Origin of the sequence: Arthrobacter sp. FW306-07-I (genome assembly GCF_021800405.1) — a bacterium.
Taxonomy (GTDB): Bacteria; Actinomycetota; Actinomycetes; order Actinomycetales; family Micrococcaceae; genus Arthrobacter.
Map to the genome: position 1 here is coordinate 2,066,741 of NZ_CP084550.1, position 24,364 is coordinate 2,091,104.

Here is a 24,364-nt window from a genome sequence, read left to right on the forward strand (position 1 = left end):
CCAGGTCTCTTTGCTGGGCGCTATCTGGCTGGGGAGGGGGCCGGCACGGCGACACTGTGCCGGGCCAGTCGGGCATCGTCGGCCGTTACGACATGCTCGGGGCCCGTGATGGTGAACACCGCTGTGGTTTCACGTTCCGCGCAGGACGGTCCAACCCAAAGCTCGATGTCACCGGGCTCCACGATGCGCGCACCATGCCGGCCGGTGAAGGCCAGCCGGGCAGTCGGCACATCGAATGTCACCAACCCGCTTTCACCCGGTTCCAGCGAGATTCGAGCGTAGGCAAGGAGCTGCGCGACGGGGCGGGTGACAGTGGCGTAGGTATCGTGCGCGTAGAGCTGAACCAGGTCGGTGCCCGCGCGTTCGCCTGTGTTCCGGACGGTAACCGTTGCCGTGAAAGCGTCGCCGGCGGACACCGTGTCCGCTACCTCGAGCCCGCTGTGCTCGAACGTCGTATAGGTCAGGCCGTGCCCGAAAGGGAGCACAGGTGTGCTGTCGGCGCTGGTAACGTCTGACGGACCTCCGAGTACAGGGTGCAGATACGAGAACGGCTGCGACCCCGCTGAGCGCGGCAGCGAGACCGGCAGGTGGCCGGACGGAGCTGCGCGCCCTGACAGTACCGCGGCTGCGGCCGGTCCGCCTTCTTCTCCTGGAAAGAAGGCCTGCAACACTGCGGCCGGGGCAGTGGCCCCCTGCAGTGCCCATCCGATGGCGTACGGCCGCCCAGAGAGTACGAGCATCACGGTAGGTGTGCCTGTTCGGACTACAGCCTCCACCAGTTCACGTTGGACGCCCGGCAGCTCCAGGCTCTCGACATCGTTACCCTCTCCTACAGTCCCGCGGCCAAACAGCCCGGCGCGGTCACCGACCACCACGATGGCAACGTCTGCGCCGGCTGCGGTCTCAACGGCTTCCTGGATGCCCGAGCGGTCGTCGTCGTCCACATCGCAGCCTCGGGCCGAAGCGACTGCGGCCGCAGGGAATTCGTCCCGCAGCGCTTCCAGGACCGATACGATGTCGAACCCGAGCGGCACCTCCGGGTGGTGTGCCAGCACGTGGTTGGCGAACGAGTAGCACCCCATCAGGGCCTCCGCCGCGTTGGCATTTGGTCCCAGCACCGCGATGCTTCCCTGGTTCCGCTTCAGTGGCAGGACCCCATCATTCGCCAGCAACACCAATGATTCCCCGGCCAGCCGCAACGCCAGGTTGCGGTGGCGCGGGCTGTCCAGGTCAATTTCTGTGGGTGGGGCGTCGAACGTCTCGTCGAGCAGCCCCAGTTCTTCTTTCTGGCTCAACACACGCAGCACCGCGCGATCCACCAGCACCTCGTCGGAGAGGCCGCTGCGGATCCGTTCGGCGAGCGGGCCCACAAATGCATCACCGGTGGGCAACTCGACGTCGATGCCGGCCTGCAGCGCCAGCTCTGCGGCTTCACCGCGGTCGGCGGCGATCCGGTGCATCGTGTGCAGGAAAGCGACGGAAAAGTAATCGGAGACCACGGTGCCGTCGAAATTCCATTCATCGCGCAGGATGCCCGTCAGGTACTCAGGGGCCGCCGCGACGGGCACGCCGTCGATTTCGGAGTACGAATTCATTACCGAGCGTACGTTCCCGTCACGTACCGCCATCTCGAACGGCTGCAGCAGGACGTCCCGGAGTTCGCGGGCACCGACGTGCACGGGGGCATGATTGCGGCCTGCCTGTGACGCCGAGTAACCGACGAAGTGCTTGAGCGTGGCATGCACCCCCGCTGACTGCAGGCCCCGTACGTAAGCCGTACCGATGGTGCCCACCACATACGGGTCCTCCGAAATGCACTCGTCCACCCGGCCCCACCTCGGGTCACGGATGACGTCCAGCACCGGCGCCAGGCCCTGGTGGATGCCGAGCGCGCGCATCGAGTCGCCGATGGCAGCGCCCAACTCCTCCACCAGGTCGGGGTTGAACGCGGCACCCCAGGCAAGGGGAGTGGGGAACGTGGCCGCCTTCCAGGCTGCCAGCCCGGTCAGGCATTCTTCGTGCACCAGCGCGGGAATGCCGAGGCGGGTCTGCTCCCGAAGCCTGCGCTGTTCCGACCACAGCCACCGCGCGCGTTCAAGCGGCTCAACCGGACGGGTGCCGTACACCCGGGTGAGATGTCCGATGCCCTCGGCCGTCGCGTCAGCGTAACTCGGTACTTCGGCGAACTCACCGTCAAGCGGTGCCACCTTGTCCTCGGATTTGTCCACCCAGTAACCCACCAGTTGGGCCAGCTTTTCCGGGAGGGTCATCCGGGCATGGAGCCGGCTGACCCGTTCCGACACGGGAGGGAGGGTGGGGCTGTTGCCAGGATTACTCATGCTTCTTTTCCTTAATTGGGCTGCCGTCAGCCCTTGACGGCGCCGGTGAGTCCACCCACGATGCGCCGTTCAAAGAGGCTGAAGAACACCAGCGCGGGGATCATGGACAGGGATGTGAAGGCCAGGACCTGCGCTGTATCCGTGGAATATTGGGACGAAAACGCCTGCACCCCCAGGGGGAGGGTAAAGGTGGCTTCCTTGTTCAGGATGAACAGCGGCAGCAGGTAGCTGTTCCAGCTGCCGATGAAGACCAGGATGCCGGTGGTGATCACACCCGGAAGTGAAAGCCGCAGCACCATCCGGAAGAAGAAGCCCAGGCGGCTGCAGCCGTCGATGAAGGCAGACTCCTGGATTTCATCCGGGATGGCGCGCAGGAACGGCACCAGGATGATGATCGTGGTGGGGAGTGCAAACGCGATTTGCGGGAGGATGACGCCGGCCAGGGAGTTCATAAGGCCGAGGTTGCGCACCACAATGTACAGCGGTGTGATGGCAACGGTGATGGGAAACATCAGCCCGGCCGCGAAAAGCGAGTACAGCGCGCCGCGCCCCCGGAACTGGTACCGGGCGAGCACGTAGCTGGCCATCAGGCCCAAGCCGACCGCGCCCAGGGTGGTTACGGCCCCCACAATGGTTGAGTTCAGCACCTGCCGCCAGAAGACGCCCCCGCCTATGACAGTGAGGTAGTTGCCCACGTTCCAGGGATTTGGCAGGCCTGCCGGGTCAGTGGTGATCTGCGCATTCGTACGGAAACCGCCGAAAATGATGTAGGCGATCGGTGCCAACATGAGCGCAATGACCACAAGCGCAACGAAGTACACGACGGGGGAGCCCCATGGCAGGCTTTGCTGGTCAGCCCGACGGGAACGCCGGGCGGTGATGGCGGCGGTCATCGCGCCTTCCTTTCTGTCAGGGCGCCTGCGGTGTCACGGCGCAGCACGAACCGCTGGTACACCAAGGCGACGACGAGGGAGATGATGAAGATCACGACGGCGACAGCGTTGCCGTAACCGTAGTTTCCGGCGTTTCGGCCGTTCGTCACCATGTAGCTGGCCATGGTGGACGTGCCGGCAGTGGACGCGACGTACTGGCCCCAAATGATGTAGACGAGGTCGAACAGCTGCAGGGCGCCAATAACGGACAGGAACGCCCAGATGCGCAGCGTCGGACCCAGCAGCGGCAACGTAATTCGCCGCTGGATCTGCCAATAGGAAGCACCGTCGAGCGAGGCAGCCTCATAAAGCTCTTCCGGGATGCCCTGCAGGCCGGCGAGGAACAGGATGACGGCGAACCCGATGTACTTCCACGTCAGGATGCCCATCAGGGTCCACATGGCCACGCCGGGATCCGCCAGCCAGTCGTGGGCCAGGGCGCCGAGCCCCAGGTTGCGCAGCCAGCCGTTGAGCGCGCCATTGTTCTGGAGCATCAGGCTCCATCCCGTACCCACGACCACCTCGGAGATGACGTAGGGCACGAAGATCAGGACGCGAATGACGGATTGCCCGCGCATCCTGCGGTTTAGCAGCAGCGCCAACAGGATCGCGGCGGGCCCTTGAAGGACGAGCGAGGCCACGACGATAAATGCGTTGTGGGACAAGGCCTGCAAAAATGCCGGGTCCTGCAGGATGACCACGTAGTTCTGCAGCCCGACGAAGTTGGTGGGTGGCCCGTATCCGTTCCAGCGGTAAAAGCCGTAATACGCAGCCATGGCGACAGGCAGGATAACGAAGGCCACGAAGAAGACAATCGCCGGTCCTGCCAGGATTGCAATCTCCAAAGGTCCGGACCAGGCGGTACGGCGGCGGCGCTGCTTCGATGGGAGCGACGCGCGGGCGACGCTCCCATCGTGCTGCGCAAGCTCCGCCGTCGACACACGCTCGGTCGAGGTTGTCTGGGGGGCGTTGCTCACGGATCTTCCTCTTAGCCCTTCTTGGCGGCGTCGTTCGCCGTCTGGATAAGCTTTTGCGGATCGCTCTTGCCGGCCAGCATGTCGACGACGGCAACGTTCAGGGCGTTGCCGATGTTCTGGCCGAGCACGGTGTCGAGCCACTGCGAGACGTAGGGAGCTGCGTTGTATGCCTTCAGGATTTCCTGCAGGTACGGTTCGGTGACGGACTTCTGCGCTTCGGAGTTCACGGGCGGGGCGTTGAAGGCCTTGTAGTAGGCGACCTGCTGCGGAGTGCTTGCGATGAAGTTGAGGAAGTCAACGCATTCCTTGGGCGCATTGACGGAGCACGAGAATCCGTCAACACCGCCCATGATGGCAGCGGGGTCGCCCTTTCCGCCGGGGACTGCGGGGAAGGGGTACCAGGAAAGGTCTTTCAGCGGCTTCTGGTCCGGTGTGAGCGAGGCAATGACGCCCGGATCCCACGCGCCCATGAGTTCCATCCCGGCCTTGTGGTTGGCAAGCAGGCCTGCTGAGCTGCCTGCGCCCTGCTGGGCGGAGGTGGTCAGGAATCCGTCGTTGAACGGCTTCTTGTCAGCAAAGCTCTGCAGGTCCTGGGCCGCCTTCAGCCAGCAGGGGTCGGAAAAGTCTTTCGAGTCCGCCGTCTTCTGCATCGTCGCGGCATCACATTCGCGCAGCGAGAACCAGTAGAACCACATTGCTGCCGGCCATGCGTCCTTCCCGCCGAGTGCAACCGGGGCGACACCGCTTGCCTTCAGTTTTTCGACGTCGGCTTCGAGGTCGCTGATCGTGGCGGGGGCGCCGGTGATGTTGGCGGCCTTGAGAAGGTCCTGGCTGTAGAAGAGGCCGCCGGGAAGTACCGCGATGGGCATCGCCCAGACCTTGTCCTGGTAGGTTTCGGCCTTGAAGGATCCTGCCGAAACTACCTTCTTCGTGTCAGGCGAAATCTTGTCGGTCAGGTCCATCAACTGTCCGGCCTGGACCATTGCCGTCATCTTGCCGCCGCCGCGCTGCATGAAGATATCAGGTGCGTCGCCGGAGTTGAGGGCAGTCTGCAGCTTGCCGTCCAGGTCCTCGTTCTGGATGGCCTGGACATTGATGGTGACGTTCGGGTTTGCCTTTTCGAAGTCAGCGACAGCCGACTTCCAGAATTCCAGGCCGGGACCCGTCGTCGAATTCTCCCAAAGTGTCATAGACACCTTGCCGTCCGAGGAATTGCCGGAAGGACCGCCGCAAGCGCTAAGGGCTATGGACCCCAGGGCCAGAATGGCCGCCCCTCTCAAGAATTTCCTGGCTTTCATCTAATTCCATCCTGTTCTCGTCGTTGAGCCGTCCGTGGGGACGTGCGTAGGAGCGAAGCCCGTTCCTTGGCAGGGCATAAATGAATGACCGGCTCAGTGGGGCTAGAAGTGATCCGGAGCACCCCGGACGACTAAAGCCTGCCAATGGCCGGAGAGGCCGTCAAACGTTTTCGAAAACATTTTCCATGGCTAGAATCGTGACTTGTGAGAAGGCGTGCAACCATCCTCGACGTCGCCGAAGCGGCCGGCGTCTCAGTCTCAACCGTGTCCAAAGCAGTGAATGGACGCTACGGCATTGCGGTAGAGACGGTAGAACGAGTCCTACAGGTCGCGCGCGACCTCGGATACGAGTCAAGCCTCGTGGCCAGCAGCATGCGCTCCCGCAAGACGGGCGTCATCGGGGTGCTGGTGGCCGACTTTGAGCCCTTCAGTGCCGAGATCCTGAAGGGCGTGGGCTCCGCCCTCAGCGGTTCCCGCTACGACCTCCTGGCCTACAGCGGTTCGAACCAGCTCTCCTCCGAGGGATGGGAACGGCGATCGCTCAGCCGCCTGAGCGGGACCCTTATCGACGGCGCGATCATGGTGACCCCGACGGTTGTGAACGTCACTGCGGACGTGCCGATTGTGGCCGTGGATCCCCACACTGGCCGGGCCGACCTCCCCACCGTGGAATCAGACAACCTGGGCGGCGCACGTGACGCCACCAGGTTTCTGATGGGCCTCGGCCACCGGCGGATCGGCTTCGTCGCCGGCCGCCCCGACCTGCGTTCCGCTATCGCAAGGGAGGCGGGGTACCGCCGGGCCCTGTCCGAAGGCGGCCTTCCCTTTGACCAGACCCTGGTCGAGATCGGGAACTACGACCCCGAATATGCCCGTAGGGCAGCTCACCGCCTCCTCACCAGGCACGACCGCCCCACTGCCGTTTTCGCCGCAAACGACCTCTCTGCCATCGTTGTCATCGCGGTGGCGCGGGAGCTTGGAATACAGGTGCCCGGAGAGCTTTCAGTAGTCGGCTTCGATGACATTCCGGAAGCAGCCCGGCACGCCTTACCGCTTACCACGGTGCACCAGCCCATGAGCCGTATGGGCGCCTCGGCAGCCGCCTTGGTGGTGGCGCTCATGAATGGCGAGGCGCCTGAAACCACCCAGCTCAAGATGCCGACCCGGCTGATTGTCCGAACCACCACGGCCCCACCTGCTCCTTGAGCTGCCGGGGCTTCCCTTGCGCCCTTAGCTCAGGCCCAGTGCGACGGCCAGGTCCGGCCCAAGTGACTTCGCGAAGGTATTCGTCATGTGGTTGTCCCGGTAGACCAGAACGTTGCCAATGACAGCAGGGCAAAGACCTTCCCGGCAAAAGAACCTCGACAGGTCCACAACTTCGACGCCGTTAATCCGTCCGGCTGCCGACACAAGCGCGTCCTCACCGCTCGCCAGGGCTTCCGAAGCGGGCGTGGCACAGGCGTCGCCGTCGGCATGCTTCTGAACGCATTCCACCGGGTTCCCGTGGGGATATGGCAGGTCCGCGATGACGGCGACGCGGAGCCCGGCAGCGCGCAGGGCGGAAAGGGATTGGACATAACCATCCAGCAGCGGGGCGTCCGGCCCCCAGGACCATCCAAGCGCTTTCCGGTACCCCGTTTCGCGCATCCCGGCAACCAGGACAAGGTCAGGTTTTGCTGCCGCGATCTTTTCCGCCGTTACAGCGTTTTGGGCCGGGCAGTTGGTGTAGACGGTGGCGGCAGACCGTGGCGGCGTCAGCGCAAACGGGCAGCCATTGCGCACCATGGCGTGGATCCTGAGCGGAATATGTTTTGAGACGGCGATGAGGGGGTCAACAAACTGACCCGCATGGGAATCCCCGACAACCACGACAACCGGGGCACCTTGATCTGCCGTTGAACCGAACCAGCAATCCGTGTCGGGCACCAGGGCGGGGTCGTACACGCCGCAGGCCCCGACGCTCGTGGCCGGCACGTCCTGCATGGCCACTGAGGGGTCAGGGCGGACGGGCAGGCCGGCGGGGACGGCCGCAGGACGGGCAGACCACGCCTGCGCACCGGGGTAATCGTGATCGGACAGTTCGGTGGACAACTGTGCGCGCTTGAACTCGATGACCTGCCAAGGCGCCCACGCTGCCCCAGACACCACCAGCGCCACGCAAAGGGCCATGGCGTATACCCGGCGGTACGTGCGCCAGTCAGCCTGTCCGGAGTGGTGCCGGAAGCGCTGCTCCACCAGGTAGTAGGAGGCGGCGGCGAGGGCGAGGCTTACGACGGCGAGGAGGAGTGCTTCGCTGATGCGCGGGGCGCGGCCCAACAGCGCGACAGCGAAGACGATGACCGGCCAGTGCCACAGGTACAGGGAATATGACACGTCGCCAACGAAGGTCATGGGCCGGATGCCAAGGAACCGGGAGGCGGACCACGGAACGGCCATTGACAGGGTGCCCGTACGCAGCAGGATGGCGGTGCCCAGCACCGGAATGGCGGCGATGCTGCCCGGGAAGGCCATATCGGTGCTGAAGAGGAAGGCGGGCACAACGATGGCGGAGACGCCCAGCCAGCCGCTGAGTGAGGCAAGGCGGGCGGAGCCCTTCAGCAGGGTCGGGAGTAGGGCAGCGAGTCCGCCGACGGCGAGTTCCCAAATCCTGGTGGTGGTGGCAAAGTACGCGATGGTGTGCTCGTGGCCGCTCAGGTAGATGCTGTAAATGAACGATGCCAAGGCAGTTACGGATAAGGCCGGGACAATGAACCGGCCGGCCTTTTGCCCTGCAGCGTGGGCGGCGGCGACCAGGCCAAGGAAGAAGAACGGGATGACGAGGTAGAACTGCTCCTCGACGGCGAGGGACCAGAAGTGCTGCAGGGGAGACACTTCCTGCGTGGCACCCGCATAGGAAACGGCGGAAAGAGCCTGGTGCCAGTTTTGTACCTGGAGCAGCGAAAACAGGACATCGGAGGAGATGTTCTGCCAGCGGCTGGGGGCAAGCAGCAGGACAGCGCCGGCCAGGACTGCGACCAAAACAACTGCCGACGCCGGGAACAGCCTCCGGATGCGCCGGGTGTAGAAATCAAGGACGGAGATGGACGCGTTTCTGGCGGCTTCCCTTGCAAGGGAGCCAATGATGAGGAAACCCGAGACGACGAAGAACACGTCGACTCCTACGAATCCGCCCGGGAGGGCTTCCGGGCGAAGATGGTAGATCACCACGATCCCCACGGCCAGCGCCCGGAGGCCCTGGATGTCCGGCCTGGGGCCATGGCCGGCCCGGACGTGCCCCCGGCGTCGCTTAACCGCGGCGTGCCTCATTGCTTTCCCTCCGTACAACGCTGTCAATCTCCGCCCTGCAGGGGGAATCGAGGCGAGTGAGGCTCGCCGACAGCCGATTGTATCCGAAACATATCCTGCAGGATCCGGCGCGGTAAGGTCACCGGTACGATGCTTGCGGCTAGGGTGGTGCCTGTGCCGCCGCCGGGGCCTGTCGTGTCCGGGCACGCCGCGGCGGAACCCTGGACCGCAAAGGAGCTCCAATGGTTAGCGACTTCACGACCGGCTCACTTGAGTGCCTTTTCACGGGCTCGGTCTGGGCCGAAGGACCTCTGTGGGTTCCTTCGTCGCAGACGGTGCGCTGGAGTGACATCCCGAATGACCGCATCCTGGAATTCAGCCCGGCCAGCGGTGCCACCCGGGAGTATGCCGTCGGCGTCGAATACACCAACGGCCGCACCCTCGACGCCGACGGGAGCGTGGTGCAGTGCAGCCACGGCCGGCGCCGGGTGGAGCGGGACAGTGAAGGGACCGTGACGGGCCTGGTGGACTCCTTCGAGGGCCGCCGGCTGAACTCACCCAACGATGTGGTGGTGGCCCGTGACTCCAGCATCTGGTTCACCGACCCGCCGTACGGCATTCTTCCGGGGACGAAGGAGGGGCACGAGGGTGAGCAGGAATACGGCGGCTGCAACGTCTTCCGCTTCGATCCGGCCACGGGGAGACTCAGTGCTGTCATCACGGACCTGGTGCACCCCAACGGGCTGGCCTTCTCACCTGACGAGACGGTCCTCTACGTCGCCGACACCGCCGGTCCCCGTTACGGCGTCCCCCTGCGAATCGCCAGCTACAGTGTTGGCGATGGTACCTGCGGACCCCGGACAGGCACTTTGGAATTGGAAGACGGGTACCCGGCGGACGGCTTGAGGATCGACGTCGAAGGCAGGATCTGGACTTCAGCCGGCCCTTCGGTCCGCGTCTATTCGCCGTCCTCCGATCTCCTGGAGACCATCGCCGTGCCGGAAACCGTATCCAACCTGTGCTTTGGCGGCCCCGACGGGCAGGACCTCTACCTCACCGCAACCACCAGCCTGTACCGGATCCGCACCACCACCACGGACGCGGCCGCGCGCACCTTTCCGCCCGACACCAACTGATCGCGAGGACACCCATGCAGTACCGAACCCTAGGAAACAGCGGCACCATCGTCACCAGCTATGCGCTGGGCACCATGACCTTCGGCGCAGAGGCGACAGAGGAAACCTCCCATGCCATCCTGGACAGCTACTTCGAGGCCGGCGGCAACTTCATTGACACCGCGGACGTGTACAGCGCCGGAGTGTCGGAGGAAATCATCGGACGGTGGCTGGCCAAACGGCCCGAGGCCAGGGACAGCGCCGTGGTCGCCACCAAGGGGCGCTTCCCCATGGGGACGGCACCGAACGACGTCGGGACGTCCCGCCGTCGCCTGGCGCGGGCCCTGGATAATTCCCTCCGCCGCCTTGGCGTGGAACAGGTCGATCTTTACCAGATGCACGCATGGGACCCGATCACCCCGCTGGAGGAAACCCTCCGCTTCCTGGACGATGCCGTGGCAAGCGGAAAAATCGCCTACTACGGTTTCTCCAACTTCCTGGGCTGGCAGCTCACCAAGGCCGTGCACGTGGCCCGCAGCCAAGGCTGGAACCCGCCCGTAAGCCTCCAGCCGCAGTACAGCCTGCTGGTCCGGGACATCGAGTTCGAGATCGTTCCGGCCGCGCTCGACGCCGGTATCGGCCTGCTGCCCTGGTCACCGCTGGGCGGCGGCTGGCTGTCCGGCAAGTACCAGCGGGACCAGCGCCCGTCCGGTGCAACCCGCCTCGGCGAAAACCCCGAACGCGGCATGGAGGCCTGGAAGGCGCGCAACGAGAACCCGCGGACGTGGGCAGTTCTCGACGCCGTTGCGGACATTGCTTCTGCCCACGGTGTCAGCCATTCCCAGGTGGCGCTGGCGTGGCTGGCGGACCGGCCTGCAGTGACCTCGGTGATCCTGGGCGCCCGCACCACGGAGCAGCTGGCGGACAACTTGGCCGCCGCCGAACTGGAACTCACCGCGGAGGAAATCTCCCGCCTCACTCAGGCCAGCCAGCCCGAAACCGGCGTCTACCCCTACGGGCCGATGGCCCAGGAGCAGCGCAGCCGCAAGATGGAGGGCGGCCGGTAGCGAGCCACGACAGGTCCGGGGGAGCCCCCAACTTAGTGCTTGAGCACGTCCGGCAGTTCATCCACATACACGGTTTGCGGAGGGTCGAAGTAGATCACCAGCACTTCAGCACCCACCGGAAAGTCGCTGGCTTTGTCGAATGGGTGGGCGTGGAAGGCCATGATGCCGCCGAGATAGGGCAGCATGACTTCGCCGATGGTGCCCGGGCCAACCCGCCCGGTCACCCGGCCAATCTTTCCAGTCAGGCTGCGGTCAACGTTTTTGCGCATCCAGGGTTCCCCAAACCCGCTAGGAGCCCTGTGCCCGCGCGGGGCGCTTGGCGTCTTCACCCTTGCGCAGCGCTGACGCGAGGGCGGGGAGGTAGTCGCCGGCCTGGGCCAGGATTCCGCCCAGCATCTGGTTGACGCCCTCTCCGCCGTTCAGGACGGTCATGTTGCCGACATGGGAGAAAGGTTCCGCCGCCGCAGCAATGATGGCGGGCATGTTCTCGGCAAGCTGCTGGGATATGACTGCGTCCTGGTTGGTGCCCAGTGCTTCGGCGCGCGCCTTGATGCCGTCTGCCTCGGCCAGTGCCTTGGCCTTGATCGCGGAGGCCGCGGCATCTCCCTTGGCCCTGGTGGCGGCGGCTTCGGCCTCGCCGGTGACCTTGGTGGCACCGGCAGTGGCAGCGGCTGCGGTGGCATTGGCCTGGGCCAGCAGCTCCGTCCGCCGTGCGTTGGCCTGGGCTTCCAGTTCCGTTCGGCGGGCCAATGCCTCCGCGGCGCTGATGTCCGCGGCCTTCTTGCCCTCCGCTTCGGTCCTTGTGGCATAGGCCTTGGCGTCCGCCGGCTTCCTGACAATGGTTTGGAGCTTCTGCTCTTCGCGGTCGGCCTCGAGCTTGGCCACCTCCGTTTCCTGGACCACCACCTGCTGCCGTGCCGTCGCTTCGGCCAGCGGGCCGGCCTGGGAAGCGTTTGCCCTGGCGCGCTCGGCGTTGGCCTGCGCCACGGACTGCCTGATTGCGGAAGCACTCTGCGCGTCCGCAATCAACGCTGCCGCCTCTGCCTCCTTCTCCGCAGCTTCCCGGTTGCGGGTGGCCTCCGCAATGCGGGCCTCCATCTTCACCTGGGCGATATGCGGCTTGGCGATGTTCTGGATGTAGCCCGTTGGGTCCTGGAGGTCCTTGATCTGCAGGGAGTCCACCACCAGCCCCAGCTTCTCCATCTCCACGCCACTGGCGCTGCGGACTTGGGAAGCGAGCTTGTCCCGCTCACGGATGATCTCCTCCACCGTCATGCTGCCGATGATGGAGCGCAGATGGCCCTCGAAGACGTTATAGACCTGGCTTTCCATTTTTGGCTGCTGGCCCAGGAAACGGCGGGCCGCATTGGCGATAAATGGCGGGGCATCACCGATTTTGTAAATAACCACGCCCTCCACGACGACCTGGATGCCCTGGGACGTAACGCAGGAAACCTTGAGCTCGGTTTCATTCAACGTCAGCGACAGCGGCCGCACCGTCTGGAGGCCGGGCAGGACCAAGGCGCCTTTGCCGGTGACAATCTTGAAGTCCATTCCTTCCCGGGTTTCCAGCGTTCCGCGCGTGAGTCCGGAGATGATGAGGGCCTCATTAGGTTCAGCTACTTTCCACATCAGCTTGGTGGCCACCCAGATAAAGGCGATGGCAAAAAGAACCCCCAAAACAATGGCAATAAGCGGGAAGAACGGTGCAAAGTCCGGCATAACCAGATCCTTTCAATGCCGTGAACAGGCATCACGGTCAAGCCCCAATAAGTGCAGCCGTCCTTTTACCGCACCGCTGAAGTGCCCTCGATTCAGGCGTTTCCGGCCAGCTGTTGTAGACAGTTTGATTCGGCCCCGCGCAGGAGTCCAGAGCTGGGCCGACATTTGCCTGCGGCAACGGAAAATGGCTAACGACGACGGCACCTGGCGTCCGTTGTCGGGTCCGGCAACCGGGGCGGGACCAGGTCAGGAGGGAGGGCTTTTCTCCAGGTAGCCGAGGGCAGCGCTGGCCGCCCTCGCGGCGTCCGCGACCGCCGGACCCAGCCGCCCGACGTCGTCCGGACTTACGCGCTGGGTGGGAAAACCGACGCCCAGGACCGCAGCGAGGCGCCCGGCGTGGTTGAAGACCGGGGCGCTGATGGAGCCCACGTCTGAGTTCCGCTCCCCAAAGGCTGCGTAGAAGCCCGCAGCTTTCGCCTCGCTGACCTGGCTGTCGAGTTTCTCCCACGTATCCGGGGTCGCCGAGGTGTAGCTGGTCAGCTCCGTGTCCTGGATTGCCTCACGGGCTTCGGGATCGAAGGCAAGGAAGATCTTTCCCGGCGCCCCGGCATGCATCGGCATGACCTGCCCCACCAGGAAGGGCCGCATCACCACGTGACGGGTTTCGGCCACCGCAACCACAGTGCGGAAGGCGCCGTCACGCATGTACAGGCAGGCCGTCTCTCCGGTCTTGTCGCGCAGTTCCTGGAGGAAGGGATGGACCAAACGGACCACATCCAGGCCGAAGGTGCCGGGGGTGGCCCACTGGACCAGGCGCAACCCGATCCGGTAGCGGTCTCCGTCGCGGTCAAGGAACCCTTCCCGCACCATGTTCTGCACCAGCCGCTGGCATGTACTCGACGGCAGCCCCGTCTGCCGGACGATTTGCTGGAGCGTAGGTTCCGGGAACTCAATGGAAAAGCAGTTCAGGATCTCGCTGACTTTGCGCAGCACCAGGAGGGGCTGCGCGGATCCGCTGCTTCGCTCTGACGCCAACGCCTTTGTCCCTTATCTCAGCGATCTTCCGGGGTGTGAGTGGTTATTCTATGGCGCCGCGCCAGGTGAAGTTAATTGTTGACATAGGCAACGAGGACCCGCACCATGGGTTGGAGAACCGCATTGCGGGTCCAGTGGGCCTGATTTCGGAACCCCCATCTGTCCGATTTTGAAGCCAGGCCGGCGCCCTACTACATCTGACCAATGGAGTGATGATGAGTATTCAAGGAGTGACCCGGGAGCAGGCCGTAAGGCGGGCCACCGTGGCAAGTGTCGTGGGTACAACGATCGAGTGGTACGACTTTTTCCTTTATGGAACTGCCGCTGCCCTGGTGTTTCCCCAGTTGTTCTTCCCGGGCCAAGTGGCCTTCGCCGGTGTGCTTGCAGCTTTCGGCACACAGTTTGTCGGCTTTGTGGCCCGGCCCATCGGTGCGGCCATCTTCGGCCACTTCGGTGACCGGATCGGCCGCAAGACAACGCTCATGGCCACGCTTTTCCTCATGGCCTTCGGAACCGTGCTAATTGGCTGCCTCCCGACGTACCAAAGCATCGGCGTCGCCGCGCCGGTCCTGCTGGTACTGCTCCGCATCATCCAGGGCATCGGCGTTGGCGGCGAGTGGGGCGGGTCGGTCCTGCTGAGCATGGAATGGGGCGACCAGGCCCGGCGGGGCTTGTCCGCTTCCTGGCCGCAGATCGGGGTGCCGCTGGGATTGGTCCTGTCCACCGGCGTCGTCCGGCTGACTACTGCCGCCACCGGCGCTGAGGGATTTGTCGCCTATGGCTGGCGGATCCCCTTCATTCTGAGCATCATCCTGATCGGTGTAGGCCTGTTCGTTCGCCTGCGCGTCATTGAAAGCCCCGAGTTCGACGCCGTCCGGCAGTCCAACAAGGTGGTAAGGGCTCCGATCATCGAGGTGATCCGGAGGCAGCCCAAGGAGATCCTGCTCTCCGCACTGGTGCGCACTTCGGAACAGGCACCTTTCTACCTGTTCATTACCTTCGTGATCACGTACGCCACCAAGCAGCTGAAGCTGGACAGCAACTCCATCCTCGATGACACGCTGATTGCAGCAGCCTTGGGGCTGATCAGCGTGCCCCTCTTCGGGCGCCTTTCAGACCGTTTCGGCCGCCGGCGCGTCTACGGAACCGGCATCGTGCTCACGGCGCTGTTTGCATTTCCCTACTTTGGGCTGCTGAACACCCGGGACGCACTGTGGGTCGGCGTTGCGGTGGTGGTCAGCCTGATCCTGCACGACATCCAGTACGGCCCGCAGGCTGCCCTGATCGCCGAAAGCTTCGACACGGACATCCGTTACACCGGTGCCGGACTGGGATACCAGCTGGCCAGCGTGATCGCCGGTGGTCCCGCGCCCCTGATTGCGGCGGCGTTACTGGCAAACTACGGCAACTCGACGTCGATCTCGCTCTACATCATCCTCTGCTGCATCATCGCCATGCTTGCCCTGATCTTCCTGCCCAGGGCAAAGGGGGCGCTGGCCAAGGACGCCGCTGCCGCCGCGACGCCCAGGAACCTGTAGGACGAATGCGATCAGACTTTGACCCCGGCCAGCTGGGGCCGCGGGAGTTCTACAAGTTCCTGACCTCCGTAGTTGTTCCACGGCCCATCGCCTGGGTTTCGAGCACGTCACCGGCAGGCGTGGACAACCTCGCGCGTTCTTCACTGTCGCCTCGGTGGACCCTCCGATCATCCAGTTCACCTCCGTGGGGGAAAAGGACTCCTTGCGGAACATCGAGGCGACGGGGGAGTTCGTTGTGAACCTTGCTCCGGCCGCGCTGATCCAGGAGGTCAACGCCACCGGCACGAATTTCCGTTCCGACGTGAGCGAGTTTGATGCCGCGGGCCTCACCCGCGAGCCCAGCGCCGTGGTCCGGCCGCCCCGCGTCAAGGAGTCCCCGGCAGTTCTGGAGTGTTCACTTCACCAGACCCTGCGTATCGGCGACTGCGTCCTGGTGTTCGGGGTGGTGGTCCACGGATCAGTCTCCACCGGGGTGCAGGAAAGGGCAGCCGACGTATGGCGTCAGTAAGTGTTGAAGAAGCGGGAGCTGTCGCGACGCTGTCCTTTGGCAGCGGGCAACGGCTCAATGCCCTCGGTTACGCCGAGTGGCAGGAGCTGGGGCATGCAGTCAATGGGCTGGCAGCCAGCCCGTCCCTGCGTGCGGTGGTAGTGCGGGGCAGGGGAGGAGTGTTCTGCTCAGGTTTTGACGTGCGCGAATGGGAGGGCCGGACGGACACGGAGGTCAGCCGGACGTTCGATGTGATCGAGTCCGCCCTGCAGGCGCTCGAGGACCTGCCAGTACCTACCGTGGCCATTGTGGAGGGAGTAGCGGCCGGCGGGGGCTGCCAGCTGGCTCTCGCCTGCGACCTGCAGCTGCTCACCCCGTCGGCCCGCATCGGGATGCCTGTGGCGCGCCTCGGACTGCTGGTTCCAGCCACCTTCGCCAACCGCATGGCACTGCGCATAGGCCCGTCGCGGACCAAGGACCTTCTGTTTGGCGGCCGTATGCTGACCGCCCACCAAGCCTGGTCCATGGGCCTGGTCACCACCCTGGCTCCCGACGATGACGCGGATGCGCTGCTGGAAGCGATCCTCGATAATTGGCGGGGAGCTTCGGCGGCGTCCCTGCGGGCATCAAAGGCAGCCGTCAACGAGGGTCTGGGCCTGGTGACGGACGCCGGTCGTCGGGCAACACCGGGGCCTGCAGTGGATCCCGTTGAGTTCCAGGGCCGCGTCAAGGGCTTCCTGGCCCGTCAGCGAAAGAACGTGTAGCACTTCCGTCAGGACTTGCCCCGGTACGAGGGGCGCACCCCGGAAGCGGTTGCTGCGGCTGTTCCAGGACGGTGACGTCCAGGGCCATCCGGTGCCTGTCGCGCAGGCGCCCGTGCAGGACGTTGCGCAGCCCGTACGTCACCAGCCTCCGCTTGGTCAGGAACCGGAATTCCGCCTTATCCGAGGTCACCAGGTCCACGATGGGCCATGCGGCATCGTCCGCCGTCTGGCCCCACAGCCCGACGACCACCGGCAGGGCGCCGAGGCGGTGCTGGTACCCGGGCTGGGAGGTCACCCGCCCCAGGAGATCGGTCTGCACCAGGCCGGGATTCATGCCGTGCACCCGGACGCCGGTGCCTTTGGTTTCCAGCCGCAGCGTCTCCGTGAACTGGCGGACCCACCGCTTGCTGGAGGCATAGGCGTTCTGGAGCGCGACGGGCCCGCGGTCGCCCTGGCCGTACAGGTTGACCAGGTCGCCGTGGCCTTGGGCAAGGAACACCGGCAACGCCACCCGGGCGCCGTGGAAAGTCCCCAGGATGTTGGTTCGCACCACTTGCGTGAAGTCAGCCACGGGCGTGGACGCCGTCGGCCCGAACACGCCGGACACGCCTGGGTTATTGACCCAAATGTCCAACGTCCCCCGGCTGGTGGCCTCGTCCCGGAGCACCTCCACGTCCCCTGGCTCTCCGGTGTCGCACCGCCGTCCTGACGCCGCGATGCCTTCAGCCCGCAGGCGCCCGACGGCGGCAGCAACGCCGTCGTCCGACCTGGACGCCAGCACCACCGTTGCGCCGTGCAGGCCCAGAGCCCGTGCCATGGCAAAGCCGAGCCCGCGGGACGATCCGGTCACCACCGCTACGCGGCCCTGAAGCACGTCCCGGGGAAGGGCACCGCGTTGTAAACGCATTCCTCAGTGATACGCGCCCGGCGCGGAGGAGGGCAAGGGGCCGGCGGCTACCCGTGCCGGGCTGCGTGGCGGGCCTGAAGTGCGGCAGCCAGGTAGGGCGCGGTGCGGCTGTCAACGGAACGCGCGACGGCGGCCGGGTCACCGGCGGCGACGATCTCCCCGCCGGCGTCACCACCGGCGGGCCCCAGGTCCATCACCCAGTCGGCGGCGGCCACCACATCCATCGCATGTTCCACCAGGACCACGGTGTTTCCGGAGTCCACCAGCCGGTTGAGCTGCGCCATCAGGAGCTGAACGTCCGCGGGGTGCAGTCCCGTGGTGGGCTCATCCAGGAGGTACAGCGTGTGCCCGCGCCGGGCGCGCTGCAGCTCCGTGGCCAGCTTGATCCGCTGCGCCTCGCCGCCGGAGAGTTCGGTGGCGGGCTGGCCCAGCCGGAGGTAGCCCAGCCCCACGTCCTGCAGCGTCTGCAGGGAACGTGCCGCGGTGGGAACTCCCGTCAGGAAACCGGCGGCGGCGTCGACCGTCATGCCCAGTACCTCGGCGATGTTCCTGCCGTGGTACGTGACCTCCAGGGTCTCCGGGTTGTAGCGCGAGCCGTGGCATTCCGGGCACGGACCGTAGCTGCCGGGCAGGAAGAGCAGTTCCACGGCCACGAACCCTTCGCCCTGGCAGGTCTCGCAGCGCCCGCCGGGCACATTGAACGAGAAACGGCCGGGCCCGAACCCCCGGCTCCTGGCAGCCTCAGTGGCAGCGAACTCCTTCCGGACGGCGTCGAACAGCCCGGTGTAGGTGGCGAGGTTGGAGCGCGGAGTGCGGCCGATCGGCCTTTGGTCCACCTTGACCAGGCGGTCGATCCCTTCCAGCCCGCTCACGGTGCCGACGCTCAGGGGCCCATTGTTGTCTTCGGCCTGGTCCGGTTCCGGCTCATCGGCGGCAGGCCCGGTCACCGTGCGCAGTGCCGCGCCGGCCACGCCGGCCAGGACCTGGCTGACCAGGGTGGACTTCCCGGAACCGGACACACCGGTGACCGCCGTCAGGACGCCGAGTGGAAAAGCCGCGTCCAGGTTCCGCAGGTTGTGGCGGCTCACATCGCGCAGCTCAAGCCAGCCCGCGGGCTGCCGGGGCCCACCCCTGCCGGCGTCAGCGCCGCCGTCGCCCGTTGCCGCTTGCCGTTCCCCCCGGAGCTCTCCCTCCTGGAAAAGGAACGGCCGCGTCACGGACTCCGGCACTGCCTTGAGGCCCTGCACCGGGCCGCTGTACAGCACCTCTCCGCCGTCTTCGCCCGCACGGGGTCCCACGTCCACCAGCCAGTCCGCGCGGCGGACCAGGTCCATGTTGTGCTCCACCACGAACACGGAATTCCCGGACGATTTGAGCTGGTCCAGCACGGCAACTAGGGGTTCGGCGTCTGCCGGATGCAGGCCTGCGGACGGTTCATCGAGCACGTAGATCACGCCGAAAAGCCCGGAGCGCAGCTGCGTGGCAATCCGGAGCCGCTGCATTTCGCCGGGCGAAAGCGTTGGCGTGGGCCGGCCAAGCGCCAGGTAGCCCAAGCCAAGCTCCAGCAGCACGTTGATGCGCTGCAGCAGGTCCCGGGTGATGGCAACGGCCACTTCGTTGGACTCGGAGGACTGCCTTCGGGAGGCGGTTCCCGCAGCGGCCAGTTCCGTGGTGGGGCGGATAAGCTCCGCCAGTTTGGCCATGGGCACGGCGTTAAGCCCGGAAATGGTGTGGCCGGCGAAGGTGACCGCCAGAGCCTCGGGCCGGAGTCCTGTCCCGCCGCAGCGGGGGCACGGTCCCGTCTCCATGAACCGCAGCACTTTCTCCCGCATTGCAGGGCTCTTGGAGTCGAGCAGCGTGTGCATCACGTAGCTCTTGGCGCTCCAGAACCGGCCTTTGTAGGGCTTGGCCACGCGGTCCCGCTGCGGCGTCACTTCCACCACAGGCTGTTCTTCGGTGAACAGGATCCAGTCGCGCTGCTTCCTGGGAAGCTGATGCCAGGGGGTGTCGACGTCGTAGCCCAGGTGGGACAGGATGTCGCGCAGGTTCTTGCCCTGCCAGGCGCCGGGCCAGGCCGCGATGGCGCCATCACGGATGCTCAGGGACGGGTCTGGAACCAGCGATGCTTCACTGACGGTGTGGGCAGTACCCAGGCCGTGGCATTCCGGGCAGGCGCCAGCCGCAGTGTTGGGGGAGAAGGCGTCCGAGTCCAGCGAAGGGGCGCCGGCAGGGTAGGTGCCTGCACGCGAGAAGAGCATGCGCAGCGAATTGGACAAGGTGGTGACGGTCCCAACGGTGGAGCGGGAGGTGGCCGTGCCCCGGCGCTGCTGGAGGGCGACGGCGGGCGGCAGCCCGGTAACCTGTTCCACCTTGGGGTTGTGCCCCTGCTGGATGAGCCGCCGGGCATAGGGTGCCACCGATTCGAAGAACCTGCGCTGCGCTTCCGCGTAGATGGTGCCGAACGCGAGGGACGACTTGCCGGAGCCGGAGACACCGGTGAACGCCACGATCGCATCCCGTGGCACGTCCACGCTCACGTTCCGCAGGTTGTTTTCGCGGGCCCCACGCACCCGGACGAACCCGTCTTCGGCATTGCCGGCCGCAACGGACGGTAGGGTCGGGGCGGTCAGTTCGTCAGGGTTCTGTTTTGCATGCACCGCTTCGACTGTAGTGCCGATCCGTGGATGGCCGGGAATTTCTTTGCACCTGTTGGGCCGGCACGGGCGGATTTACACTGAATCATTCCGCGACGCTGGCAGGCGGGGAGGCTGACCGGGAAGAGAAGAACCAACTACATATTTGGGAAGGGCCGGCCATGGGCAACGCGTCGCAGGGAGCTAACAGGGCAGTATCGGAGGCCGCATCCGCCAGCCGCAGCCCGGTGGTCCGCATGTTGGCCCGGGCAGGATTTGTCTTCATCGGCCTGGTCCATATCCTGATCGGCGTCATTGCCCTGCAACTGGCCCGCGGCCAGGGCGGCGAGGCCGACCAGTCGGGCGCGATCGGAACGCTGGCAGCCAAGCCCGGCGGCGGCATCCTGCTTTGGGCCGGCGCCGTGGCCTGCGGCGCACTCGCCCTGTGGATGCTCAGTGAAGCGTTCTATGGTGCCCGCAGCGGGACTGAATCCAAAAAGAAGGTCAAAGAGGCGGCCACCGCCGTGGGCAAGGCCGTCGTGTTTGGTTTCCTGGCCTTCACCTTTGCCGTCTTTGCCTCGGGCGGCAGCAAGAACTCCAGCCAGTCGGCCAGCGACTTCACGGCAAAGCTGATGGGGGCACCGGCCGGGATGGTGCTTGTGGTTGCGGTGGGGCTGGCGATCGCCGGCGCCGGCATCTTTTATGCCTACCGGGGTGTTTCCCGGAAGTTCATGAAGGACCTGCAGGATCCGGGCAGCGCCCGCACGGCGGTCGAGTGGCTCGGAACTGTCGGCTACACAGCCAAAGGTGTGGTGCTCGCCGTCGTCGGCGTCCTGATCATCGTGGCGGCCGCCACCGCTGACCCGTCCAAATCCTCAGGTTTGGACGGTGGACTGAAAACCCTCGGGTCACAGCCTTACGGCGTGTTCCTTCTCGCCGCCATCGCGGCCGGGCTCATCTGCTACGGCGTGTACTCCATGGCGCGGGGGCGCTACGGAAAGTTCTGAACCCGCCCCGGACGGCCCCGCCAGGATGAGCGTTCCCGGGCGCCCCGGCCGAGGGCGTCCAGAGCCGCGCCCAACGGGAGGTGCAGCGCGGGCCCGTGGCCGGGGAGGATGACAGTGGCATCCGTTCCCTCCAGTTTCCGCAGGGCGGCCACCGCCTCTGCAGGGTCTGTGTGATACATCCGGTGCAGCATCTGCGGCCCTGCAGTCCGGCTGATCGGGTGGCCGGTGACGAACGAATCACCAACTGCGATGACGCCCGCCTCCGGAAGGAGGATTGCCGCGTTGCCCGGGGTATGGCCGGGCAGTGAGACGGCGACGGGGTTGCCCGGCAGGGACCGGAGCGTGGCCGCGTCCCACCCCTGTGCTCCGGCCGCAGGCTTCGCCGCCAGCGCACCGGCTTTTATGGCATGAACCATCCAGCGCAGGACGCGCGGCCGCCATGCACGCCTGAGCACCTGACCAAGGGTGACCTGGTGCTTTTCCGTTCCCTGCACGTGGGCCAGTTCTTCGGGGGCGCACAGCACCGGGGTTCCGAACGCCTCGGCGAAGTACGCCGCGGAGCCGGTGTGGTCCACATGGCCGTGCGTGACCAGCAGCGCAAGGGCGTCGGCAGGTTCCAGGCCCAGATAGCGGAGTGAGGCAAGGACGTGGCGGCGGTCGGCGGGGTAGCCGCTGTCGATGAGGATGAAGCCCGTCCCGTCCCGGACCACGATCCAGTTGGCGGCCGGCCCTTCGGCGAAGTAGATGCCAGGTGCCTGCTCGGAAAGGCTGGCGGCGGGGTTCCACGTGGATTGCTGCTGCACGGGTCAAGGGTAGCTGCCCAAGCGCAGCCGGGGTGGCCGTGGACCCCTGCCCCCAAACCCGGCCGAGGGGCTACCTAATGCCCTAAGACTTCCTGTGCAGTCGCTGTGCATCCTGTTGATTCTGGTCACCTTCGCCCTACAGTGTTCCCACAATTGCCTACGATGGGACACGGACAAAGGACAGATCGGCGGCAGCGAGTCAGCTGCCGCCACGCATTTCCAGGGAGGAGGCAGCACCCATGCGGCACAATTTCTTGCTTTCCGAGCACCCCGGGCGCGTTCTCGCGGCGGGAGCTGTTGCCCTCCTCCTGGCCGTCACATCGGGAAGCACGGCCCAGACCCAGCCATCCGCCACGGCGGCGCCTCCTGTCCGCGTGGTGGTGGTCGGGGACTCACTGAGCACAGGCCACGGTACCTCTCCACAGCAGGCATGGCCGGCGCTCATGCGGAAAGACCCGGAAGTGGCCGGCCTGGAAGTGGTCAACGCCGCCGAGGACGGAAGCGGCTACCTCAGCCTGGGTGACTACAACGGAACCTTCGGCACCCAGGTCGAAGACTTCGTCACCCCGGACACGGGCATTGTGGTCTTCTTCGGATCCGAGAACGACCTGGGGTACGCGCCCGCTGACATAGGCAGCGCTGCCCTTGCCGCAATGGACCGGGCGGAGACCCTGGCCCCTGATGCCAGAATCATCGTGGTGGGCCCGCCTTCCTACACGGCAACCCCGGACCCGGGGCTGGTGGACATCAGCGACCAGCTCAAGGCCGCCGCCCAGCAGGCCGGCGGGGAGTTCGTGGACCCGATTGCCGAGGGCTGGATCAGCGATGACTTCGACGATCTGATCGGTCCCGACGGCGACCATCCAACCGTCCAGGGGCAGCACTACTTGCTGGACCACATCGGCGCCTACCTTGAGCAGGCAGCCCCGGCGGCAGCGGCCGCCATGGAAGGGCGCCAGGACCCGCGCAGGCCTGCCGCCTAGTCCCACGGCCAGGACCGGAGAGGCCTGGCCGGAACCATCTGGATCAAAGCATCTAGACCAAGGGCCAGGGGTAGCGCATGCCCGTGCGGTCCACGGGGAGGACCTTTTCCTGCAGCATGCGTTGGACCCTGCGCTGGAGTGCGGCCACCTCGGCTTCGTCAAGCAACGCAGCGAGGTCGGGCGGCACCGCGGCGGCCAAGGGGCTGATGTCCTCGAGCAGGGCATCAGGAACGGGGTCGCCGGCGAAGTCCCAGATCACCGTCCGCAGCTTGAACGCGGCCGAGAAGCACAGGCTGGTCGATCCCCCAGATGTGGCCGTCGGTGCCGCGCAGCACGTGGCCGCTTTTCCGGTCGGTATTGTTCGCCACGTAATCGAACAAGGCCATCCGGGCAAGCTCCGGATGAGTTTCGGGGGAGTCGGCGAAAAGTGTGAAGTAGTGCTCCTCGAGGTCGCCCTCGATGAACCACTGCAGGGACCCCACCCCCAGCGGTGCATCCGTGCGGACCACCGTCGGCGGGACGATTCCCCATCCCAGTGCCTCACTGAGCAGGTACGCGGCCCGCTCCCGGCGGTGCAGGCCGGCGTCGAAATCTGCGAGCGGACGTTCCCCCGCAACGGGTTTATAGACTGCCCAGTTGGAGTCGTCCCCGCACGAAAGCTCCACGAGGAAGGTGGCATTGCTGCCGCTCATGATGCGGCCCAGCAACTCCACGCGGCCCTCCGTGAGGAGTGTCAGTTCCCGCCCGGACACCGCAGGCCCCACGCTAGTGCACGTCCATTCACTGCGCCCTCAGCCCGCTGAGGGGTTCGGACATCGAATTCACAGTGAGCACGGCGGGTGCCTGGCCGTCGGTGTAGGAGATCGCCGAGACCGACGCCGGGCTGATCATGATCCGCTGGAAGAGGTCCAGGTGGGTGCCCAGCGCGTGCGCCACGGCCGCTTTAATGGGGTCCGCGTGGGAAAAACAGACGACGACGGCACCCGGGTGCGCGGCCCGGAGTGCGTCCAGGCTGCCGACAATCCGGGCCTGCATTCCGGAGAACCCCTCGCCATTGGGGAAACGGAAAGCGGACGGGTTGTGCTGGACGGTTTGCCACTCCGGCAAACCCGTCAGGCCGGCGAGCGCGGCACCGGTCCAGTCGCCGAAATCGCATTCCAGGAGACCGGCGTCCTCGCTGACGGTGACCCCGGCACGGACCGCAGTAGGCTCCGCCGTCTCCCGTGCCCGCTCGAGGGGCGAGGAATAGACCGCGTGCACGGGCAGGCCGGAAAGGCGCTCAGCCACGGCGTCGGCCTGGGCACGTCCCCGCTCGGAAAGGTGCAGCCCCGGGGCCCGGCCGGGCAGGACGGTACCAGTGGTGGGCGTCTGGCCGTGCCGGACTAAAAGGATCAATGTGCTCTGTGTCATTGCGTCTAAGCGTAGCCGCGAGGGGACCCCGTGCCGAGCCTGCGAGGCGCGGGGAGCGGCAA

Annotated in this window: 20 protein-coding genes and 1 pseudogene; 8 read left to right on the plus strand and 13 right to left on the minus strand. The window is 65.8% G+C overall.

Going from position 1 to position 24,364, the window contains the following annotated elements:
- Positions 1 to 20: 20 nt before the first annotated feature.
- From LFT46_RS09525 to LFT46_RS09540, 4 genes are read right to left on the minus strand one after another with little or no spacing between them, the layout of a single operon-like run.
- Entirely contained in the window at positions 21 to 2,339 is a 2,319-nt protein-coding gene (locus LFT46_RS09525; RefSeq protein ID WP_236821914.1) for a beta-glucosidase, read from the minus strand.
- A gap of 26 nt (positions 2,340 to 2,365) precedes the next feature.
- A complete protein-coding gene (locus LFT46_RS09530) occupies positions 2,366 to 3,232 on the minus strand; it encodes a carbohydrate ABC transporter permease (RefSeq protein ID WP_236802526.1) in 867 nt (288 codons plus the stop codon).
- The gene (locus tag LFT46_RS09535; protein ID WP_373462185.1) at positions 3,229 to 4,248 is read right to left on the minus strand and encodes a carbohydrate ABC transporter permease; all 1,020 of its coding nucleotides are present in this window, start codon (positions 4,246 to 4,248) and stop codon (positions 3,229 to 3,231) included. The genes LFT46_RS09530 and LFT46_RS09535 overlap by 4 nt, the downstream gene beginning before the upstream one ends.
- A gap of 11 nt (positions 4,249 to 4,259) precedes the next feature.
- Entirely contained in the window at positions 4,260 to 5,546 is a 1,287-nt protein-coding gene (locus LFT46_RS09540) for an ABC transporter substrate-binding protein (RefSeq protein ID WP_236821915.1), read from the minus strand.
- Positions 5,547 to 5,750: 204 nt separating this feature from the next.
- On the opposite strand from LFT46_RS09540, the gene LFT46_RS09545 reads away from it, so the two are divergent.
- Positions 5,751 to 6,752 carry a LacI family DNA-binding transcriptional regulator gene (locus tag LFT46_RS09545; protein WP_236802528.1) on the plus strand — a complete coding sequence of 334 codons (1,002 nt, stop codon included), beginning with the start codon at positions 5,751 to 5,753 and terminating at the stop codon, positions 6,750 to 6,752.
- Between the two features lie 24 nt (positions 6,753 to 6,776).
- Here LFT46_RS09545 and LFT46_RS09550 read toward each other — a convergent pair whose 3' ends face one another.
- Positions 6,777 to 8,852: an acyltransferase family protein gene (locus LFT46_RS09550; RefSeq protein ID WP_236821916.1), complete on the minus strand. Its 2,076-nt coding sequence runs from the start codon at positions 8,850 to 8,852 to the stop codon at positions 6,777 to 6,779.
- 221 nt (positions 8,853 to 9,073) lie between these two features.
- Between LFT46_RS09550 and LFT46_RS09555 the strand changes: the two genes are divergently transcribed.
- Positions 9,074 to 9,967, plus strand: coding sequence for an SMP-30/gluconolactonase/LRE family protein (locus tag LFT46_RS09555; RefSeq protein ID WP_236802530.1), 894 nt, complete (start codon positions 9,074 to 9,076; stop codon positions 9,965 to 9,967).
- 14 nt (positions 9,968 to 9,981) lie between these two features.
- Positions 9,982 to 11,013: an aldo/keto reductase gene (locus LFT46_RS09560; protein ID WP_236821917.1), complete on the plus strand. Its 1,032-nt coding sequence runs from the start codon at positions 9,982 to 9,984 to the stop codon at positions 11,011 to 11,013.
- A 32-nt stretch (positions 11,014 to 11,045) separates the two neighbouring features.
- Here the strand turns inward: LFT46_RS09560 and LFT46_RS09565 are convergent, their stop codons facing one another.
- The 3 genes from LFT46_RS09565 to LFT46_RS09575 all read right to left on the minus strand — a co-directional run bounded on the left by LFT46_RS09565 (position 11,046) and on the right by LFT46_RS09575 (position 13,770).
- Positions 11,046 to 11,282 (minus strand): hypothetical protein, encoded by a 237-nt coding sequence (locus LFT46_RS09565; RefSeq protein WP_236802532.1) that lies wholly within the window; start codon positions 11,280 to 11,282, stop codon positions 11,046 to 11,048.
- A gap of 19 nt (positions 11,283 to 11,301) precedes the next feature.
- The gene (locus LFT46_RS09570) at positions 11,302 to 12,735 is read right to left on the minus strand and encodes a flotillin family protein (protein WP_236802533.1); all 1,434 of its coding nucleotides are present in this window, start codon (positions 12,733 to 12,735) and stop codon (positions 11,302 to 11,304) included.
- Positions 12,736 to 12,981: 246 nt separating this feature from the next.
- Positions 12,982 to 13,770 (minus strand): IclR family transcriptional regulator, encoded by a 789-nt coding sequence (locus LFT46_RS09575; RefSeq protein WP_236802534.1) that lies wholly within the window; start codon positions 13,768 to 13,770, stop codon positions 12,982 to 12,984.
- A gap of 215 nt (positions 13,771 to 13,985) precedes the next feature.
- Between LFT46_RS09575 and LFT46_RS09580 the strand changes: the two genes are divergently transcribed.
- From LFT46_RS09580 to LFT46_RS09590, 3 genes are all read left to right on the plus strand, one after another.
- A complete protein-coding gene (locus tag LFT46_RS09580; RefSeq protein WP_236802535.1) occupies positions 13,986 to 15,308 on the plus strand; it encodes an MFS transporter in 1,323 nt (440 codons plus the stop codon).
- Between the two features lie 154 nt (positions 15,309 to 15,462).
- Positions 15,463 to 15,816: a flavin reductase family protein gene (locus LFT46_RS09585; protein ID WP_236802536.1), complete on the plus strand. Its 354-nt coding sequence runs from the start codon at positions 15,463 to 15,465 to the stop codon at positions 15,814 to 15,816.
- Positions 15,804 to 16,559 carry an enoyl-CoA hydratase/isomerase family protein gene (locus LFT46_RS09590; protein ID WP_236802537.1) on the plus strand — a complete coding sequence of 252 codons (756 nt, stop codon included), beginning with the start codon at positions 15,804 to 15,806 and terminating at the stop codon, positions 16,557 to 16,559. Before LFT46_RS09585 ends, LFT46_RS09590 begins: the two co-directional genes overlap by 13 nt.
- Here LFT46_RS09590 and LFT46_RS09595 read toward each other — a convergent pair.
- Together LFT46_RS09595 and LFT46_RS09600 are read right to left on the minus strand one after the other, a co-directional pair.
- Positions 16,522 to 17,466 carry an SDR family oxidoreductase gene (locus tag LFT46_RS09595; RefSeq protein WP_236802538.1) on the minus strand — a complete coding sequence of 315 codons (945 nt, stop codon included), beginning with the start codon at positions 17,464 to 17,466 and terminating at the stop codon, positions 16,522 to 16,524. The two genes, LFT46_RS09590 and LFT46_RS09595, sit on opposite strands and share 38 nt — an antisense overlap.
- Positions 17,467 to 17,513: 47 nt before the next feature.
- Positions 17,514 to 20,096 (minus strand): excinuclease ABC subunit UvrA, encoded by a 2,583-nt coding sequence (locus LFT46_RS09600; protein WP_236802847.1) that lies wholly within the window; start codon positions 20,094 to 20,096, stop codon positions 17,514 to 17,516.
- Between the two features lie 185 nt (positions 20,097 to 20,281).
- On the opposite strand from LFT46_RS09600, the gene LFT46_RS09605 reads away from it, so the two are divergent.
- Positions 20,282 to 21,106 carry a DUF1206 domain-containing protein gene (locus LFT46_RS09605; RefSeq protein ID WP_236802539.1) on the plus strand — a complete coding sequence of 275 codons (825 nt, stop codon included), beginning with the start codon at positions 20,282 to 20,284 and terminating at the stop codon, positions 21,104 to 21,106.
- Here the strand turns inward: LFT46_RS09605 and LFT46_RS09610 are convergent.
- Positions 21,091 to 21,909: an MBL fold metallo-hydrolase gene (locus LFT46_RS09610; protein WP_236802540.1), complete on the minus strand. Its 819-nt coding sequence runs from the start codon at positions 21,907 to 21,909 to the stop codon at positions 21,091 to 21,093. The genes LFT46_RS09605 and LFT46_RS09610 overlap by 16 nt on opposite strands.
- Positions 21,910 to 22,148: 239 nt before the next feature.
- Here LFT46_RS09610 and LFT46_RS09615 point away from each other — a divergent pair, with 239 nt between their 5' ends.
- Positions 22,149 to 22,892, plus strand: a complete 744-nt coding sequence (locus LFT46_RS09615; RefSeq protein ID WP_236802541.1) for an SGNH/GDSL hydrolase family protein — start codon at positions 22,149 to 22,151, stop codon at positions 22,890 to 22,892.
- 52 nt (positions 22,893 to 22,944) lie between these two features.
- Here the strand turns inward: LFT46_RS09615 and LFT46_RS09620 are convergent.
- Together LFT46_RS09620 and LFT46_RS09625 are read right to left on the minus strand one after the other, a co-directional pair.
- Positions 22,945 to 23,644 (minus strand): annotated as a pseudogene (locus tag LFT46_RS09620) (SCO1664 family protein).
- A 28-nt stretch (positions 23,645 to 23,672) separates the two neighbouring features.
- Entirely contained in the window at positions 23,673 to 24,302 is a 630-nt protein-coding gene (locus LFT46_RS09625; protein WP_236802543.1) for an MSMEG_4193 family putative phosphomutase, read from the minus strand.
- Between the last annotated feature and the right edge of the window lie 62 nt (positions 24,303 to 24,364).